Source organism: Mangrovibacter phragmitis, assembly GCF_001655675.1.
Taxonomy (GTDB): domain Bacteria; phylum Pseudomonadota; class Gammaproteobacteria; order Enterobacterales; family Enterobacteriaceae; genus Mangrovibacter; species Mangrovibacter phragmitis.
On the sequence record NZ_LYRP01000003.1, the window covers coordinates 64,709 to 81,614 of the forward strand.

13 protein-coding genes are annotated in these 16,906 nt (G+C 51.8%); 1 reads left to right on the top strand and 12 read right to left on the bottom strand.

Annotated features, from left to right (window positions below; all coding sequences use genetic code 11):
* Positions 1–203 precede the first annotated feature (203 nt).
* A complete protein-coding gene (gene guaA, locus A9B99_RS06750) occupies positions 204–1,781 on the bottom strand; it encodes a glutamine-hydrolyzing GMP synthase (RefSeq protein ID WP_064595950.1) in 1,578 nt (525 codons plus the stop codon).
* A 61-nt stretch (positions 1,782–1,842) separates the two neighbouring features.
* Entirely contained in the window at positions 1,843–3,309 is a 1,467-nt protein-coding gene (guaB, locus tag A9B99_RS06755) for an IMP dehydrogenase (RefSeq protein WP_064595953.1), read from the bottom strand.
* 169 nt (positions 3,310–3,478) lie between these two features.
* On the opposite strand from guaB, the gene xseA reads away from it, so the two are divergent.
* Complete coding sequence (xseA, locus tag A9B99_RS06760) at positions 3,479–4,864, top strand: exodeoxyribonuclease VII large subunit (RefSeq protein ID WP_064595956.1); 1,386 nt, start codon at positions 3,479–3,481, stop codon at positions 4,862–4,864.
* Here the strand turns inward: xseA and A9B99_RS06765 are convergent.
* From A9B99_RS06765 to pbpC, 10 genes are all read right to left on the bottom strand, one after another.
* The gene (locus tag A9B99_RS06765; RefSeq protein ID WP_064595959.1) at positions 4,861–5,082 is read right to left on the bottom strand and encodes a zinc ribbon domain-containing protein; all 222 of its coding nucleotides are present in this window, start codon (positions 5,080–5,082) and stop codon (positions 4,861–4,863) included. The genes xseA and A9B99_RS06765 overlap by 4 nt on opposite strands.
* A gap of 147 nt (positions 5,083–5,229) precedes the next feature.
* Complete coding sequence (gene der / locus A9B99_RS06770; RefSeq protein ID WP_064596096.1) at positions 5,230–6,708, bottom strand: ribosome biogenesis GTPase Der; 1,479 nt, start codon at positions 6,706–6,708, stop codon at positions 5,230–5,232.
* Positions 6,709–6,832: 124 nt separating this feature from the next.
* Complete coding sequence (gene bamB, locus A9B99_RS06775) at positions 6,833–8,014, bottom strand: outer membrane protein assembly factor BamB (RefSeq protein WP_064595962.1); 1,182 nt, start codon at positions 8,012–8,014, stop codon at positions 6,833–6,835.
* Between the two features lie 10 nt (positions 8,015–8,024).
* Entirely contained in the window at positions 8,025–8,648 is a 624-nt protein-coding gene (locus A9B99_RS06780) for a YfgM family protein (RefSeq protein ID WP_064595965.1), read from the bottom strand.
* A gap of 33 nt (positions 8,649–8,681) precedes the next feature.
* On the bottom strand, positions 8,682–9,956 hold the full coding sequence (hisS, locus tag A9B99_RS06785; protein WP_064595968.1) for a histidine--tRNA ligase: 1,275 nt from the start codon (positions 9,954–9,956) through the stop codon (positions 8,682–8,684).
* Between the two features lie 114 nt (positions 9,957–10,070).
* Positions 10,071–11,189 carry a flavodoxin-dependent (E)-4-hydroxy-3-methylbut-2-enyl-diphosphate synthase gene (gene ispG, locus A9B99_RS06790; RefSeq protein WP_064595971.1) on the bottom strand — a complete coding sequence of 373 codons (1,119 nt, stop codon included), beginning with the start codon at positions 11,187–11,189 and terminating at the stop codon, positions 10,071–10,073.
* Positions 11,190–11,211: 22 nt separating this feature from the next.
* The gene (gene rodZ / locus A9B99_RS06795; protein WP_064595974.1) at positions 11,212–12,237 is read right to left on the bottom strand and encodes a cytoskeleton protein RodZ; all 1,026 of its coding nucleotides are present in this window, start codon (positions 12,235–12,237) and stop codon (positions 11,212–11,214) included.
* Between the two features lie 403 nt (positions 12,238–12,640).
* On the bottom strand, positions 12,641–13,813 hold the full coding sequence (gene rlmN, locus A9B99_RS06805) for a dual-specificity RNA methyltransferase RlmN (RefSeq protein WP_064595980.1): 1,173 nt from the start codon (positions 13,811–13,813) through the stop codon (positions 12,641–12,643).
* A 161-nt stretch (positions 13,814–13,974) separates the two neighbouring features.
* Positions 13,975–14,406 (bottom strand): nucleoside-diphosphate kinase, encoded by a 432-nt coding sequence (ndk, locus tag A9B99_RS06810; protein ID WP_036116345.1) that lies wholly within the window; start codon positions 14,404–14,406, stop codon positions 13,975–13,977.
* Positions 14,407–14,567: 161 nt separating this feature from the next.
* Positions 14,568–16,904, bottom strand: coding sequence for a peptidoglycan glycosyltransferase PbpC (gene pbpC, locus A9B99_RS06815; protein WP_064595983.1), 2,337 nt, complete (start codon positions 16,902–16,904; stop codon positions 14,568–14,570).
* Between the last annotated feature and the right edge of the window lie 2 nt (positions 16,905–16,906).

Here is a 16,906-nt window from a genome sequence, read left to right on the forward strand (position 1 = left end):
TTCTTGTTGAACGTTTGCAGTTGCCAGACCGCAACCTGTTTTAACAAATCAAAAGGGGTTTTTATAACTGGCCCAAAGCTGAAAGCTTTACTGAACCCCCAGCCTAGCTGGGGGTTTTCTGTGCACAACAAAAAAAGCCCGCAGTTACGCGGGCTTAAGCTTGATTTAGTGCCTGTGAGCGCCAGACGTTTCTGGTTGGAAACTCATTCCCACTCAATCGTAGCTGGCGGTTTACCGGAAATATCATAAACCACGCGGGAAATACCGTTCACTTCGTTAATAATCCGGTTGGAAACGCGGCCAAGGAAGTCATACGGCAGGTGCGCCCAGTGTGCTGTCATGAAATCGATAGTTTCAACAGCGCGCAGAGAAACCACCCAGTCGTACTTACGGCCATCGCCCATCACACCAACAGAACGTACCGGCAGGAATACAGTGAACGCCTGGCTAACTTTATCGTAGAGATCGGCTTTACGCAGTTCTTCAATAAAGATGGCATCGGCACTACGCAGCAGATCGCAGTATTCTTTCTTCACTTCCCCCAGCACGCGAACACCAAGGCCCGGCCCCGGGAACGGGTGGCGATAGAGCATATCGTATGGCAGACCAAGCTCCAGACCAATTTTGCGGACTTCATCTTTAAAGAGTTCTTTGAGCGGTTCAACCAGGCCCATTTTCATCTCTTTCGGCAAGCCGCCCACATTGTGGTGTGATTTAATCACATGTGCTTTACCGGTTGCAGAAGCAGCCGACTCGATAACATCAGGGTAGATAGTGCCCTGGGCCAGCCACTTCACGTCTTCCAGGCGCAGTGCTTCTTCGTCAAAAACTTCAACAAACACGCGACCAATGGTTTTACGTTTGGCTTCAGGGTCATCAATCCCAGCCAGAGCAGTCAGGAAGCGCTCTTCTGCATTCACATGAACAATGTTGAGACCAAAACGGTCACCGAACATTTCCATCACCTGGCTGGCTTCGTTAAGTCGCAGCAGGCCATTATCTACAAACACGCAAGTCAGGTTCTCACCAATAGCGCGATGCAGCAGCATAGCCGTTACAGATGAATCCACCCCGCCAGACAGGCCAAGGATCACTTTATCTGAACCTACCTGCTCGCGAATGCGGGATACCGCGTCATCAATAATTCGCGCAGGCGTCCACAGAGCTTCACATTGGCAAATATCGCGTACAAAACGGTCCAGAATACGCTGCCCCTGGCGGGTGTGCGTTACTTCCGGATGGAACTGTACACCATAAAAACGTTTTTCTTCGTTAGCCATAATGGCAAACGGGCAACTCTCTGTGCTGGCGACAGTCACAAAGTCAGACGGAATTGCAGTGACTTTATCGCCATGGCTCATCCAGACATCAAGCAACGGGCGGTTTTCGCCGCTCAGGCTGTCTTCGATGCCGTGAATCAGGGCAGAATCCGTCATCACTTCAACCTGAGCATAACCAAACTCACGCTGATTAGAACCTTCTACATGGCCGCCTAACTGCATTGCCATGGTTTGCATGCCGTAGCATACACCCAGTACCGGTACGCCTGCCGTGAAGACATATTCCGGCGCACGAGGGCTGTTTTCTTCTGTGGTGCTCTCCGGGCCGCCAGACAGGATTATCCCGTTCGGATTAAAGGCGCGGATTTGTTCTTCTGTTACATCCCAGGCCCACAGTTCACAATAAACGCCCAGTTCACGCACGCGGCGCGCAACCAACTGAGTGTACTGAGAACCGAAATCAAGAATGAGGATGCGATGGTTATGGATATTTTCCGTCATTGACGCTAATTCCGAGGCAGAGAATAAAGAATCGCCCGGCACAATTGCCGGGCGTGAATAATCATGAGCCCAGACGGTAGTTCGGAGACTCTTTGGTGATGGTCACATCATGAACGTGACTTTCCTGAATCCCGGCACCGCTGATACGTACAAATTCCGCTTTAGTGCGTAATTCATCAATAGTACCACAGCCGGTCAGGCCCATACATGAACGCAGGCCACCCATTTGCTGATGAACGATTTCTTTCAGCCGACCTTTATAGGCAACACGGCCTTCAATTCCTTCTGGTACCAGTTTGTCCGCTGCGTTATCACTCTGGAAATAGCGGTCTGAAGAACCTTTGGACATAGCGCCCAGAGAACCCATCCCACGGTAGGATTTAAAAGAACGGCCCTGATAGAGTTCAATTTCACCCGGAGATTCTTCAGTACCTGCCAGCATGGAACCAACCATAACCGCACTTGCACCAGCAGCCAGCGCTTTCGCTATGTCGCCAGAGAAGCGAATACCGCCATCAGCGATAACCGGAATACCAGTGCCTTCCAGCGCTTCTACTGCGTCGGAAACAGCCGTAATTTGCGGTACACCCACACCGGTTACGATACGGGTAGTACAGATGGAACCTGGGCCAATCCCTACTTTCACTGCGCTGCAACCGGCATCTGCCAGTGCACGAGCACCCGCAGCCGTTGCCACGTTACCACCAATGATTTGCAGGTTAGGATATTTAGCGCGAGTTTCACGAATACGCTGCAGCACACCTTCAGAATGACCATGAGAAGAGTCAATCAGCAGAATATCAACGCCAGCTGCAACCAGTGCATCTACACGCTCTTCGTTGCCGGCACCAGCACCTACCGCCGCACCGACACGCAGACGGCCATGTTCGTCTTTACAGGCGTTCGGTTTACGTTCAGCTTTCTGGAAATCTTTAACGGTTATCATGCCGCGCAAATGGAAGCTTTCGTCCACCACCAGCGCTTTCTCAACACGTTTTTCATGCATTTTAGACAACACAACATCGCGTGACTCGCCTTCACGAACCGTAACCAGTCGTTCTTTCGGCGTCATATAAACGCTGACAGCCTGGTTCAGGTCAGTCACAAAGCGGACATCACGCCCGGTGATGATCCCGACCAGTTCATTATCGGCCGCCACAACCGGGTAGCCCGCGAAACCATTGCGTTCGGTCAGTTCTTTTACTTCACGCAAGGTGGTGGTTGGCAGAACGGTTTGTGGGTCAGTAACAATGCCGCTTTCGTGTTTTTTCACCCGGCGAACTTCTTCTGCCTGGCGTTCAATGGACATGTTCTTGTGGATAAAGCCAATCCCACCTTCCTGAGCCAGTGCAATAGCAAGGCGCGCTTCTGTCACGGTGTCCATGGCAGCAGACAGCATAGGAATATTCAGGCGAATGGTTTTCGTCAATTGAGTACTGAGATCTGCAGTATTCGGCAGGACAGTAGAATGAGCGGGAACAAGGAGAACGTCGTCAAACGTCAGTGCTTCTTTAGCGATACGTAGCATGGCAATATCTCAACCTGGGATGAATGAGAACAGATAAAATATTGCCGCGGCATTATACAGAGCATAAAGGGTGGCGGCTACATTTTTTTACTAAAAAGTCTTGCCTTCACCGACAGGCGGGTTACTATCGACTGAATAACTTGCTGATTTAGAATTTGATCCAGGTCACATGTCACAGTTTAATTCTCCATCAATTTTTTCTGTTAGCCGGCTGAATCAGGCAGTGCGCACGTTGCTGGAGCAAGACCTTGGGCAAATTTGGGTCAGCGGTGAAATATCCAACCTTTCGCAGCCCTCTTCCGGGCACTGGTACTTCACTCTCAAAGATGACAATGCCCAGGTGCGTTGCGCTATGTTTCGCAACAGCAACCGTCGTGTCACTTTCCGCCCACAACACGGGCAACAAGTATTAGTGCGAGCCAGTGTCACTCTCTATGAACCCCGTGGGGACTACCAGCTTATTGCAGAAAGCATGCAACCTGCTGGTGAAGGTTTGCTGCAGCAAAAATTTGCTCAGCTCAAGCAACGTCTGGCTGATGAAGGCTTGTTTGACCCGGCTCTCAAGAAACCGCTTCCTGCGCCGGCAACCTGTGTTGGTATCGTGACCTCAGCCACCGGGGCGGCCTTGCAGGATATTCTGCACATTCTCAAACGGCGGGACCCGGCATTGCCGGTGGTTATTTACCCCACAGCCGTTCAGGGGGCAGATGCCACCGGGCAAATAGTGCGGATGATAGAACTGGCCAATAAACGGGCCGAATGTGATGTTCTGATTGTTGGCCGTGGCGGTGGTTCACTGGAAGATTTATGGTGTTTTAACGAAGAAGCGGTGGCGCGGGCTATTGTGGCAAGCAGCATCCCGGTCGTTAGTGCAGTCGGCCATGAAACCGACATCACCATTGCCGATTTCGTTGCCGATTTACGCGCCCCTACCCCTTCCGCAGCCGCCGAAGTTGTCAGCCGTAACCAACAAGAACTGGTGCGCCAGCTCACCAGCCAGCAACAGCGGCTGGAAATGGCAATGGATTATTATATTGCGCAGCGCCAGCAGCATTTCAGCCAGTTGCGTCACCGCCTGGAGCAACAGCACCCACAGTTGCGCCTGGCTCGCCAGCAAACACGGTTGCTGGCTCTGCGCCAGCGCCTGTCTTCCGCGCTGGAAACTCGCCTGAAACGCGGCCAGTTGCAACAACAACGCCTTAACCAGCGTTTACAGCAGCAGCACCCCGGCATGCGGATCCAGCGCGCCAGCGCTACACTGCAGCAGGCAAACTTCCGTATGACCCAGGCAATTCGCAGCCAGTTAGGGCAAACCCGTGAGCGCTTTGGTCTGGCGGTTACTCATTTGGAAGCAGTCAGCCCGTTAGCAACACTCTCCCGTGGTTACAGCGTGACTGTCACCGGGAAAGGTGAAGTGGTTAAAGCTGTTACCCAAATTCAGGCTGGCGAGACCTTAACGACCCGGCTCAAAGATGGCGTGGTACAAAGCCAGGTTACTGCGATTTCCCCGGTCAAGAAAGGCCGCCAGCGGGCACGTAAAACACCGCAGGATTAACCGGCTGCAGGTTGCCACTCCACGCGCTTTTTGGAAATCAGCCCGTGGCCGTTCTGGCAGAAATAATCTATTGCACCGCAGGCTTTCAGGACTTCAAGCGGTTTATGGCATTCAGGGCACAACGGCTGTAACACCATAGTTTTATGGCATTTCTCACACACCCAGTGTTCACCCTGTTGGGTGCATTCACCCTGGCATTCGGGGCAACGATACTCCATTTATACTCCCTGGTTATTCTGTATTTCTGGTGGTAGTTTACGCGCCCTGGCCTGCCTGTTCAGTAACATTTTGCGCTGCAAAAGCTTAAAAAAATACAGCACCCACAGGCACTGTATTTTCTGGTTCAATAAACAATATTCGACTGCTTATTTGCTTTTCTTAATGTGCTGAATCAGACGCTTACGCTTACGCATTTGTGTTGGGGTCAGCGTATTGCGCTTATTCGCATACGGGTTATCGCCTTCTTTAAACTGAATACGAATCGGCGTGCCCATGACTTCCAGTGACTTGCGGAAGTAGTTCATCAGGTAGCGTTTGTAGGAATCCGGCAGGTCTTTCACCTGGTTGCCGTGAATTACCACAATAGGTGGGTTGTAACCACCTGCGTGGGCATATTTCAGTTTCACACGGCGACCACGCACCAGAGGTGGCTGATGATCGTCTACTGCCATCGTCATAATACGGGTCAGCATGGCGGTGCTCACACGTTTTGTGGCGCTGTCATAGGCTTCGCGTACTGATTCAAACAAGTTACCCACACCACTACCATGCAGGGCGGAAATAAAGTGAACCCGGGCGAAGTCAATAAAGCCCAGGCGGTAATCCAGAGTTTCTTTTACCTGCTCACGTACTTCCTGACTCAGACCATCCCACTTGTTCACGACAATAACCAGTGAACGCCCACTATTGAGGATAAAGCCCAGCAGGGAAAGATCCTGGTCTGAAATCCCTTCGCGGGCATCAATAACCAGCAGCACTACGTTCGCGTCTTCAATCGCCTGCAGAGTTTTAATCACCGAGAATTTCTCAACGGTGTCGGTGATTTTGCCGCGTTTACGCACACCCGCGGTATCTATCAACACGTATTCACGCTCGTCACGTTGCATCGGGATATAAATACTGTCACGCGTGGTGCCAGGCATGTCGTAAACCACAACCCGGTCTTCACCGAGAATACGGTTAGTTAGTGTTGACTTACCCACATTAGGGCGGCCCACAATGGCCAGTTTGATAGGTAAAGACTGCGGGTCAAAATCATCCTCTGGCTCTTCTTCCGGTTCACCGGCTTCTTTTGCCGCCAGAGCAGCCCAATACTCCGCATCTTCATCAACAGGTTCAGATGGGCTGACATCTTCCATCCAGGGCAGGAGAACCTGTTCGAGCAGGCTGGTAACACCACGTCCATGGGCTGCAGCAATAGGGACAATTTCCCCCATGCCCAAAGCATAGAAATCCGTAACAGCCTGGTCCGGATCAATACCGTCAGTTTTGTTTGCGACGACAAAAGTAGGCTTCTCACGGCTACGCAGGTGTTTGGCGATGGCTTTATCGGCAGGCATCAACCCCGCGCGAGCATCCACCATAAATAACACCACATCCGCTTCTTCAATTGCCAGAAGTGATTGTTCTGCCATCAGCGTTTCTACGCCGTCTTCAGTGCCGTCGATGCCGCCAGTATCAATTACAATGTACTCGCGGCCTTCAATTTCAGCGCGACCATATTTACGGTCCCGGGTTAATCCAGGGAAATCCGCCACCAGTGCATCGCGGGTGCGCGTTAAACGGTTAAATAATGTGGATTTACCCACATTCGGGCGCCCGACCAGCGCGACCACAGGTATCATTTTCAAAGCCTCATAACTTAAAAAAAACCAGCCAGGCACCACCCAAAAAGTGCGCCTGACTATAAACAGGAAACGGCCCCTGGCGAAATCAGGAGCCGTTTAGCTGATATCACACCCGGATAGTTTAGCGGGTTATGGCATATAACGTGCCATCTTTAGCCTGAATCAGCAATTTACCATCCGCGACAATCGGATTGGTCAGGAATCCTGAGCTGTCCACTTTCTGTTGTGCGACGAAGTGGCCATTGTCAGGGTCTATCCAGTGCATATACCCTTCGCTATCGCCCACAACCAGGTAGCCATTATACAACACTGGCGCAGTCAACAGGCGATGCAGTAAATCACTCTGTGTCCACTGGGTAACGCCACCATCAGTGCTCAAAGCCAGTACACGGTCATTCTGGTCAACCATGTAGATACGACCAGCGTCAACCACTATGTTATTCACTGAACCCAGGTCGCGTTTCCAGATTATCTGGCCGGAACGCAGGTCAAGTGCTGTCAGGTTACCGTTGTATGCCAGCGCATAGATAACTCCGTTAACGATAACTGGCGTGGTATCGACGTCACTCAGGCGATCGATCTCAGTCGGCCCGGTAGCCTGCGAAATGCGTTGTTGCCAAATCATCTGACCTGGTTGCAGTAATACCGCGGTAACACGGCCATTATCGCCACCAACAATCGCAGCACCGTAAGCTGTAGCAGGTGCAGACTCGCCACGCAGTGTCAGCGAAGGCATATCCAGGTTTACAGTCCATTTGATGGCACCACTGTTTTCATCCAGTGCCTGCAACATACCGTTACCTGTGTGAATCAGTACTACGCCATCACTCACAACCGGACTGGATAGTGCTTCACCAGCCACTGTCGTCTGCCAGGCAACGCTGCCGTCGGAAGTATTCAGCGCATAAACTTTCGCTTTTTCACTCCCCACATAAACATGACCACCTGCCACAGTCAGGCCACCAGAAAGCAGAGCGGGCAGGTTACTGGAGAAAAAGCCTGTTTTTTCTGACAAGTCAACCGACCAGACTTCTTTGCCGTCAGATTCACTGAGCGCTTTTACACGACCATGACGGTCTGCGGCATAAACCACGCCCGCATCTGCTGTCGGGTGAAGGTTTGAATAATACTTGCCAATACCGCTTCCAACAGAAACATCCCACGCAGTAGAGGGTGTGAACTGATTTTCAACGGTGGGCAGTGGGGACATTTTCACTACGTCTTCCTCACCGTTAAACAGTGAGCACCCACTCAGCAAAGTAACAGACAGCAGCCCTGGCAAAACTAATTTACGCAATTGCATCGGTGCCCTCTCAGCTGGACAAATTATTCATTTTCATTTGCATTATATTACGCAGTGCTGGCGAAGCATCTGCAATGCCCACACCTTTGCTCCACGCTTCGCGGGCAGATTTGGTATCGCCTTTACTTAACAGTGCATCGCCTTTGATGTCAGCAACCATGGCACTCCAGCCAGCACCTTTAATGCTGCCAAGTGTTGCCAGCGCATCATCAGCCTGTTTTAACTCCACCTGAATACGCGCCAGACGCAAGCCAATCAGTGCCTTAAGGTTTTCATCAGAGGTATCAGCCAGCCCTGCCTTCAGTTGTGCGGCAGCATTGGCAAAATCCTTTTTGTTGACGAGTTGTTCTGCTACATCCAGTGATGCCAGAGCACCATAAGTGCCTTTATTATCAGCGACAAATTTTTCCGCAGCAGCAAGGCTGCCAGGTTTATCCGCTTTCAATGCCTGAACCGTGTTCTGATACACCATAGATGACTCACGGGCGGAGTCCACCTGGTGGCTTGCCCAGTAACGCCAGCCTACCAGTGCACCAATACCTAACACAACGCCGACAGCCAGCGCTTTGCCGTTCTCGATGAAGAAGCGTTTGACTGCTTCAACTTGTTCGTTCTCGTTGTCGTAAATCTCCACGCAATCCTTCTCCTTAACGATAAGTTACCGGGATTAGCCCAGCAGCGTTTTCAAATGGCCAGCCACGTCACGTTGAGAAACGGTTTCCTGCTCGCCTGAACGCAAATCTTTCACCACGACTTTCTGGTTTGCGACTTCATTTTCACCCAGAACCAGAGCAACCTGAGCGCCCCATTTATCTGCCCGGGCAAATTGCTTTTTGAAGTTCCCGCCACCGTAGTTGGTCATCAGTTTACAGCCAGGCAAGCTGTCACGTACCTGCTCCGCCAGTTGCATTGCAGGAGACTGGGTACCATTGCCAGATGCCACCAGGTAAATATCGACAACAGAATCTGCAGTAAATTCCGGGTTAACTGCCTGAACCAGCAAAACAAGACGTTCCAGCCCCATAGCGAAGCCAACAGCAGGCGTCGCACGCCCACCCAGTTGTTCAACCAGGCCATCGTAACGCCCACCGGCACAGACAGTCCCCTGGGCTCCAAGACTGTTGGTTACCCATTCAAAGACAGTGCGGTTGTAGTAATCAAGGCCGCGCACCAGGCGCTGATTGACGGTATAGCCGATACCGGCGTCGTCCAGGAAAGCACACAAACCGGCGAAATGTTCACGAGATTCTTCATCCAGATAGTCGCCCAGCGCAGGCGCATCGTTTAACAGAGCCTGAACTTCCGGGTTTTTTGAATCAAGAACGCGCAACGGGTTGGTATACATACGGCGCTTGCAGTCTTCATCCAGCTTATCTTTATACTGTTCCAGATAAGCAATCAGTGCATCACGGTAATTTGCCCGGGCTTCCAGCGAACCAATGGAGTTCAGCTCAAGGCTGACATGCTGGTCGATACCCAGTGCACGCCACCAGCGCGCCGTCAGCATAATCAGCTCAGCGTCAATATCTGGCCCCTGAAGACCAAACACCTCGGCACCTAACTGATGAAACTGGCGATAACGCCCTTTTTGTGGACGCTCATGGCGGAACATCGGCCCGATGTACCACAAGCGCTGTTCCTGATTGTACAGCAGACCATGCTCGATACCGGCACGCACACAGCCCGCCGTACCTTCCGGACGCAGTGTCAGGCTGTCGCCATTACGATCCTCGAAGGTATACATCTCTTTTTCAACCACGTCGGTCACTTCGCCAATCGCGCGTTTGAATAGCGGTGTCTGCTCTACAATCGGCAAACGGATTTCACTATAACCGTAGCTGCCGAGCACCTGCTTTAATGTGCGTTCAATACGCTGCCAGATGGCCGTTTCGCCAGGCAGATAATCGTTCATGCCGCGAATGGCTTGAATATTCTTTGCCACGTTATCTCAGTTCCTGAATACAAAAAAATGAACCCGAATCAACCCGGTTATACGTTGCCAGGCTGCTTTGTGGGTTCAATCATACACGGGAAGCATCAGGCTTCCCATGTTTTGTTATTTCTCAACTTGCTGCACGTCAATACGACGGCTTTCGTCCAGTACCGATGCTCTGGCGCGAATTTTCGCTTCGAGCTGGTCTATCATATTGTCGTTATCCAGACGGTCTTTTCGGACACCATCTTCGTAGAAACCACTTTTGCGGTTACCACCTGCGACACCCAGTGTTGAAGCCAGCGCTTCACCGGGCCCGTTCACCACACAGCCAATAATAGAAACATCCATTGGCGTGATGATATCTTCCAGGCGTTGTTCCAGCGCATTCACAGTGCCAATAACATCAAACTCCTGGCGTGAACAGGTTGGACAGGCAATAAAGTTGATCCCACGCGAGCGAATACGCAGGGATTTCAGTATATCGAAGCCAACTTTGATCTCTTCGACCGGATCTGCTGCCAGCGAAACACGCAGTGTGTCGCCAATCCCTTCAGACAACAGCAGGCCAAGCCCGATTGCTGATTTAACTGCGCCGCTTCTTGCTCCGCCTGCTTCGGTTATCCCAAGGTGCAGAGGTTGATCAATGGCCTTTGCCAGCAAACGATAAGCTTCTACAGCCAGAAAAACATCTGAGGCTTTAACACTGACTTTGAACTGATCAAAATTGAGCCTGTCCAGGTAATCAACATGACGCATAGCAGATTCAAGCAACGCTTGTGGTGTTGGCTCACCGTATTTTTCCTGCAGATCTTTTTCAAGGGATCCGGCATTCACACCAATGCGAATAGGAATGTTTTTGTCTTTAGCGCAATCCACCACCTGGCGAATACGCTCTTCATTGCCAATATTGCCGGGGTTAATGCGCAGACAATCCACACCATACTCGGCAACTTTCAGCGCAATGCGGTAATCAAAATGAATATCAGCAACCAGAGGAACGGCAACCTGTTGCTTGATGAGCCGGAAGGCTTCTGCGGCATCCATCGTGGGAACAGATACGCGGACGATATCCGCACCAACACGCTCCAGCGCCTTAATTTGCTGTACTGTGGCGTCAACATCTGTGGTGCGGGTATTTGTCATAGACTGAACGGCGATGGGCGCACCATCGCCGACTGGCACATTCCCTACGTAAATCCGTTTTGATTTACGGCGCTGAATGGGCGCTTCGTTATGCATAAAAATCTCCGAAAACGCGACGTTACTGCACCTGAGTTGCAGAAGGTTCTGCATTAAGCGTCAGGCGGGCAACCTGGTTGGACCGGATATAGCGGCTCATATCAACGGGTTTACCCTGGAACTGAATAGTGACCGCACGGGGTGCGCCAATTTTCAGTTTATAGGGTGCCTTACCTGCCAGGTTTAAGGTGCTGTCTTTGTGTTGCAGACCACTGAACAATTTTTTGCCCGTTGCATCGGACACTTCCAGCCAGCAGTCAGCAGTGAAATTCATTACCAAATCACCACTGGCCGCAGGAGACGTGGTTGCCTGAGCTGCAGGTAATGAGCCGGAATCCTGACTGGTTGTAGCAGGTGCGGTATTGGTTAAAGAATCGGTGTTCGCCTGCCCAGGAGAAACCACCGCCGCCGTATTATCGGCTGGCGCGGCACTGTTATCTGGCACAGAAGCAGGCGTATTCGCCTGTGCCGGGTCTGTGCTGGTGTTATCAGAAGATGGCGCCGGATTACCCTGCGCGGCAGCAGAGCTTCCATCGCTCCCTGCATTATGCAAAGGCACAAACTGCCCATTATCAGCAGGCGTATCACCCGGCGCGGCTGACTGATCTGCCATTGAATTAATTTCTGCCTGCTGTGCTTTATGGTTTTGCCACCACCAGGCGCCAGTCAGGCCAATAACAACCAGTAATACCAGCCAGGTAAAGCCCATCAGCCAGCCATCGCGCTTTTTACGGCTCTTCCCGATGGCATAACCTTTCATTGGCTGAACTTTAGCGGTTCTGATGGGGGCTTGTTTTGCCAGCGCAGGCAAGAGTTCTTCTTCCGGAACGTGGACGAGGCGGGCATAGGAGCGGATATAGCCACGGAGAAAGGTCGCAGCCAGATCCGAAGGCGCTTTATCGTCCTCGATATCCCGAACTGTAGAAACTTTCAAACACAGGCGTTCAGCCACAATTTGCTGGCTGAGTCCAAGTTGCTCACGTGCGGCCCGGAGGCGTTCGCCCGTGGTTTGTGCGATATTTTGTTCGTGAGTGGCTTCAGTATTCATTAGCTACAACTGCTGGTACTGTTTGAATGAAAAAATTGGCTCCGGCCAGCACTGTCACCAATAGCGACCTCACTGACCCGCGCCGCGAAATTACCTGTTGCGAAGTGTTACACCCCGCTCGCCCGAAACACCCAGCATACCCAGCGCCAGATAACTCTCTGGCTCATTACAACGGTTCCGGGCATATGCCCGCACCTTATCTGGATACTTTCTCACCAAATAACGCCTGCCTGGTGAGCTACGAGGCTAAACTGTTGTTGTGCCGCTACATACTGCCTCAAAGTGCAAAAAAACGCACCGTAATTATTGCGCCAACAGAGACTTTCGTTGTCACAATTGATGACACCCCACAAGCGGTGAACGAAAACCTGAATATTCAGGCCTTCGCCCACAGGTCTGCCTGTCAGACACTTTTCACTGCAATCGGTTCACCCTGCATGCGTTTCCGCATTGTACGCTTGGTCCGGTCAATAACATCACCGGCTAACTGACCACAGGCAGCATCAATATCATCGCCACGCGTTTTACGCACGATGGTGGTAAAACCATACTCCATTAGCACCTTGGAAAAACGGTCAATGCGGCTGTTGGAGCTACGGCCATAAGGTGCCCCAGGGAACGGGTTCCAGGGAATAAGGTTAATTTTACATGGCGTATCTTTCAAACATTCCGCCAATTGATGTGCATGTTCAGTACCGTCATTCACATGATCGAGCATGACATATTCAACTGTGACACGCCCCTGGTTGGCATTTGATTTTTCCAGGTAACGGCGCACACCTGCCAGAAATGTCTCAATATTGTACTTTTTATTAATCGGGACAATTTCATCACGGATTTCATCTGTTGGCGCATGCAGCGATATTGCCAGCGCTACATCAATCATATCGCCCAGTTTATCCAGTGCAGGCACCACACCTGATGTGGATAACGTTACCCGGCGCTTGGATAAGCCAAAGCCAAAATCATCCAGCATGATTTCCATGGCAGGAACCACATTGGTCAGGTTGAGCAGTGGCTCGCCCATTCCCATCATTACCACGTTAGTAATTGGGCGCTGGCCCGTGACTTTCGCCGCACCAATAATTTTAGCGGCACGCCACACCTGTCCGATAATTTCAGATACCCGTAAATTACGGTTAAAGCCTTGCTGAGCGGTGGAACAGAATTTACATTCCAGCGCGCACCCAACCTGTGAGGAAACACACAGTGTAGCCCGGTCATCTTCAGGGATATACACGGTCTCAACACGCTGGCTGCCAACCTGAATTGCCCATTTAATTGTGCCATCAGAAGAGCGTTGTTCTTCAGCAACTTCTGGTGCGCGAATTTCAGCGACAGCTTTAAGCCGGCCACGTAACACTTTGTTGATGTCGGTCATTTCGTCAAAATCATCACAGCAATAGTGATAGATCCACTTCATGACTTGATCCGCGCGAAACGGTTTTTCACCCATTTCAGTGAAGAAAGCACGCATTTGTTGGCGGTTGAGATCCAGCAGATTGATTTTGCCGGTATTTGAATTTGACAAGTCAGAAACGGTGACGGTTTCAGGTACGGTAATCTGTTGTGACATAAAGTTTTCCGGCCTCGTTGTTACACGTTATGGCCCCAGGTAAATGAGTAAATAGATACGCCCCGGGTGAGCAGGCTCGCTCATCCGGGGCGCAGCATTGTACAAATTCTCTGCCAGTGATGCTACGCCTTAACGCATCACAGCACAAATAAAGGCAGTAATTAACGAGTGCGCGGGCACACTTCGCCTTCGGCAAAGAAAAATGCAATTTCGCGGGCAGCAGACTCAACAGAATCTGAACCGTGAGTACCGTTTTCAGTCAGGCTGTCCGCGTAATCAGCACGCAGTGTACCTGCCAGTGCGTTTGCCGGGTTAGTGGCACCCAGAATTTCACGGTGACGGCGTACTGCGTCTTCACCTTCCAGTGCAGAAACAACGATAGGGCCAGAAGTCATAAACTCAACCAGGCCATCAAAGAACGGCTTACCATCATGCTCAGCATAGAAACCGCGCGCCTGCTCTTGAGTCAGGTGCACCATTTTAGTGGCAACAATTTTCAGCCCGGCGGTTTCAAAACGCGCAAAAATACTGCCAATCACATTCTTTGCAACAGCGTTTGGTTTGATGATAGAAAAAGTACGTTCAATTGCCATGATTACCTCTGTTTGTTCTCTAAAAATGCCAGGGAAACCCGGCAACAAAGTGGCGCAGATTATAATGACCTGTTACCGCCTTGCCTATGGATAAAGGTAACATTTTTTTAAAATAAGCTGCGTTTTAGCAACAAACCCACACAACCTGATGACCTTGCCATTCATTTGGGCAGCAAAGTAAAGTGCGCTGCCGCAATTTGCCCGCTGTCATCCATTACCAGCACCTGGTATTCCCCTGAATGCTTCAAGGACAAAGTCACATGATTACCCTGTTGTGGCAGGGCATCACCATTCAAAAACCACCACTGTTCATGCCCGCCGCCCTGCGTGGAGAGTGGCATACTCAGCATCGTCTGCCCTGCAGGTGGTTTCACCATAGCGCCATCACGGACACCGAGCAATAACAGTGGGCTGAGGTTTGTCTGCATTACTGGCGGGCACTGGGTGGATACTGCTGGCAAACGCATGTCACGCCGCTCCCTTGCCGGTAACCAGGGCTCCAGTGGCAACGGCCACAACAGCAATGTTGCCGAGTGTGCATCTTTGCAATCTGCCCCAACACGTAACCCTTTTGAGTTCAGCCAAAGGCGCTGCACTATACCTGAAGGCCCTTCCTGGCCGGGAGCCAGTAAGGTTGGTGGTTGGCTGTCATTCAGTAACCAGGTGAACACCCGCCGACGGCAATTACTGTCACCTTCAGGCAGGCTCTGGCCGCCAGGCCAACAAATAGTACCGGATGTCACACTACCTGGTCTTGGGTCTGCAGGCTCACGGTTTTGTGCCAGGCCTGTGTTTGCCCTGAGCAGAGTGTTAACCTGGTTCATCACGGGTACGGCACTGGCAAAGCCATACTGCCCGGCAACCGGCGTCGCATCCGGACGCCCGGTCCAGACACCAATCAGGTAACGGGGCGAAATACCAATTGCCCAGGCATCGCGGTAGCCATAACTGGTGCCCGTTTTCCAGGCAAAAGGCGCAACGGCAGGAAGTGCGGCATCTGGCAAGGGTTGTTCTTCTCCGCCCAGGATGCGGCGAATTATCCAGGCTGAACCGGGTGACAATAACCTCCGTTCAACCAACGGCTGCTGTGGCTGCAGGCGCAACCTGGCAACCTTCCCTTCACGGGCGAACGCGCTGTAAGCAGAGACCAGTTCATCCAGCCGGGTTCCTGCCCCACCTAAAATTAATGACAAATTCGGTTCCGCAGCGGCGGGAAGGCGCAGATTTAACCCTATGTTACGCAAATGACCAGCAAAGTTTTTCGGCCCCAGAGCATCCAGAACCTGCACTGCGGGCAGGTTAAGCGAGCGAACCAACGCTTCACTCATGCTTACCGGCCCATTAAAGTCGCTGTCAAAATTTCCCGGGCGATAATCGCCAAAGCGCCGGGGTACATCCTGAAGTAATGAACCGGGGTGTATTAACCCTTCATCCAACGCCAGGCCATACAAAAAAGGTTTCAGTAATGACCCCGGAGACCTGACTGCCCGTACCATATCAACATGGCCAAACCGACTGTCATCGTTTAAATCGACCGAGCCCACCCAACCGCGCACTTTCATGGTCTGGTGGTCAACCACCAGAATCGCCAACGATGTTTTCGGTGGCAGGCGGTGTTTCCAGTTGAGAGCCAGGGTTTCCAGTTGGCTCTGCAATGTGGCATCAATCGTGGTGACAATCCGCTGGTGATTGTCCTGGGTCAGCAAGTAACGCGCCAATAATGGTGCAAGTTGCGGGCTTTGCCGGGGCGCAAGCCATACAGGTTCCTGCATAGCTTCACGCACCCGTTTGGCAGACCAGATATGCTCTGACTGCATTCGCGCCAACACTTTATCGCGCGCTTTTTGTGCGCGTTCAGACCAACGGTCCGGGCGTAACCGGCTGGGAGCCTGTGGCAACACAGCCAGTAATGCGGCCTCTGCATCTGTCAGATGTGCTGGCGATTTGCCAAGGTATGCCCAACTGGCTGCGCCCACCCCTTCCAGCGTGCCACCAAAAGGTGCACGGTTGAGGTAAAGTGTCAGTATCTGCTTTTTGGAAAGATGCCATTCCAGTTGCAACGCACGGGCAGTTTGAATCAGTTTACCAGTGATTGTACGGGGTTGCGGGTCTATGAGGCGTGCCACCTGCATGGTCAGCGTACTTCCCCCTGACACCACTTCACCATTGCGAACCCATTGCCAGGCTGCGCGAACCAGGCTGAGCGGATTCACGCCAGGATGATGCCAGAACCAGCGGTCTTCATAATTGATTAACGCTTCCAGGTAACGGGGGGAAACTTCATCGGGCTCTACCGGATAACGCCAGACTCCGTTTTCATCCGCAAAACGCCACAGCGGGGTGCCGTCTTCTGTCACCACAATACGGGCAGGGCGAACATTGTGTAATGGCAAAGGACAAAGCCTGTCCGCAAGCAACAAACCAGCAATTAGCAAGAAAAAGGCGGCCAGGCAGCCGCCCCACAGTTTCCAGCAAGTTTTATATTTTCCTGGTGGCATCA

Coding starts and splice junctions, on each gene's coding strand:
- pbpC (WP_064595983.1), bottom strand. CDS start 16,904: ATGCCACCAGGAAAATATAAAACTTGCTGGAAACTGTGGGGCGGCTGC.
- rlmN (WP_064595980.1), bottom strand. CDS start 13,813: ATGTCACAACAGATTACCGTACCTGAAACCGTCACCGTTTCTGACTTG.
- guaA (WP_064595950.1), bottom strand. CDS start 1,781: ATGACGGAAAATATCCATAACCATCGCATCCTCATTCTTGATTTCGGT.
- A9B99_RS06765 (WP_064595959.1), bottom strand. CDS start 5,082: ATGGAGTATCGTTGCCCCGAATGCCAGGGTGAATGCACCCAACAGGGT.
- guaB (WP_064595953.1), bottom strand. CDS start 3,309: ATGCTACGTATCGCTAAAGAAGCACTGACGTTTGACGACGTTCTCCTT.
- rodZ (WP_064595974.1), bottom strand. CDS start 12,237: ATGAATACTGAAGCCACTCACGAACAAAATATCGCACAAACCACGGGC.
- ndk (WP_036116345.1), bottom strand. CDS start 14,406: ATGGCAATTGAACGTACTTTTTCTATCATCAAACCAAACGCTGTTGCA.
- xseA (WP_064595956.1), top strand. CDS start 3,479: ATGTCACAGTTTAATTCTCCATCAATTTTTTCTGTTAGCCGGCTGAAT.
- ispG (WP_064595971.1), bottom strand. CDS start 11,189: ATGCATAACGAAGCGCCCATTCAGCGCCGTAAATCAAAACGGATTTAC.
- der (WP_064596096.1), bottom strand. CDS start 6,708: ATGATACCTGTGGTCGCGCTGGTCGGGCGCCCGAATGTGGGTAAATCC.
- bamB (WP_064595962.1), bottom strand. CDS start 8,014: ATGCAATTGCGTAAATTAGTTTTGCCAGGGCTGCTGTCTGTTACTTTG.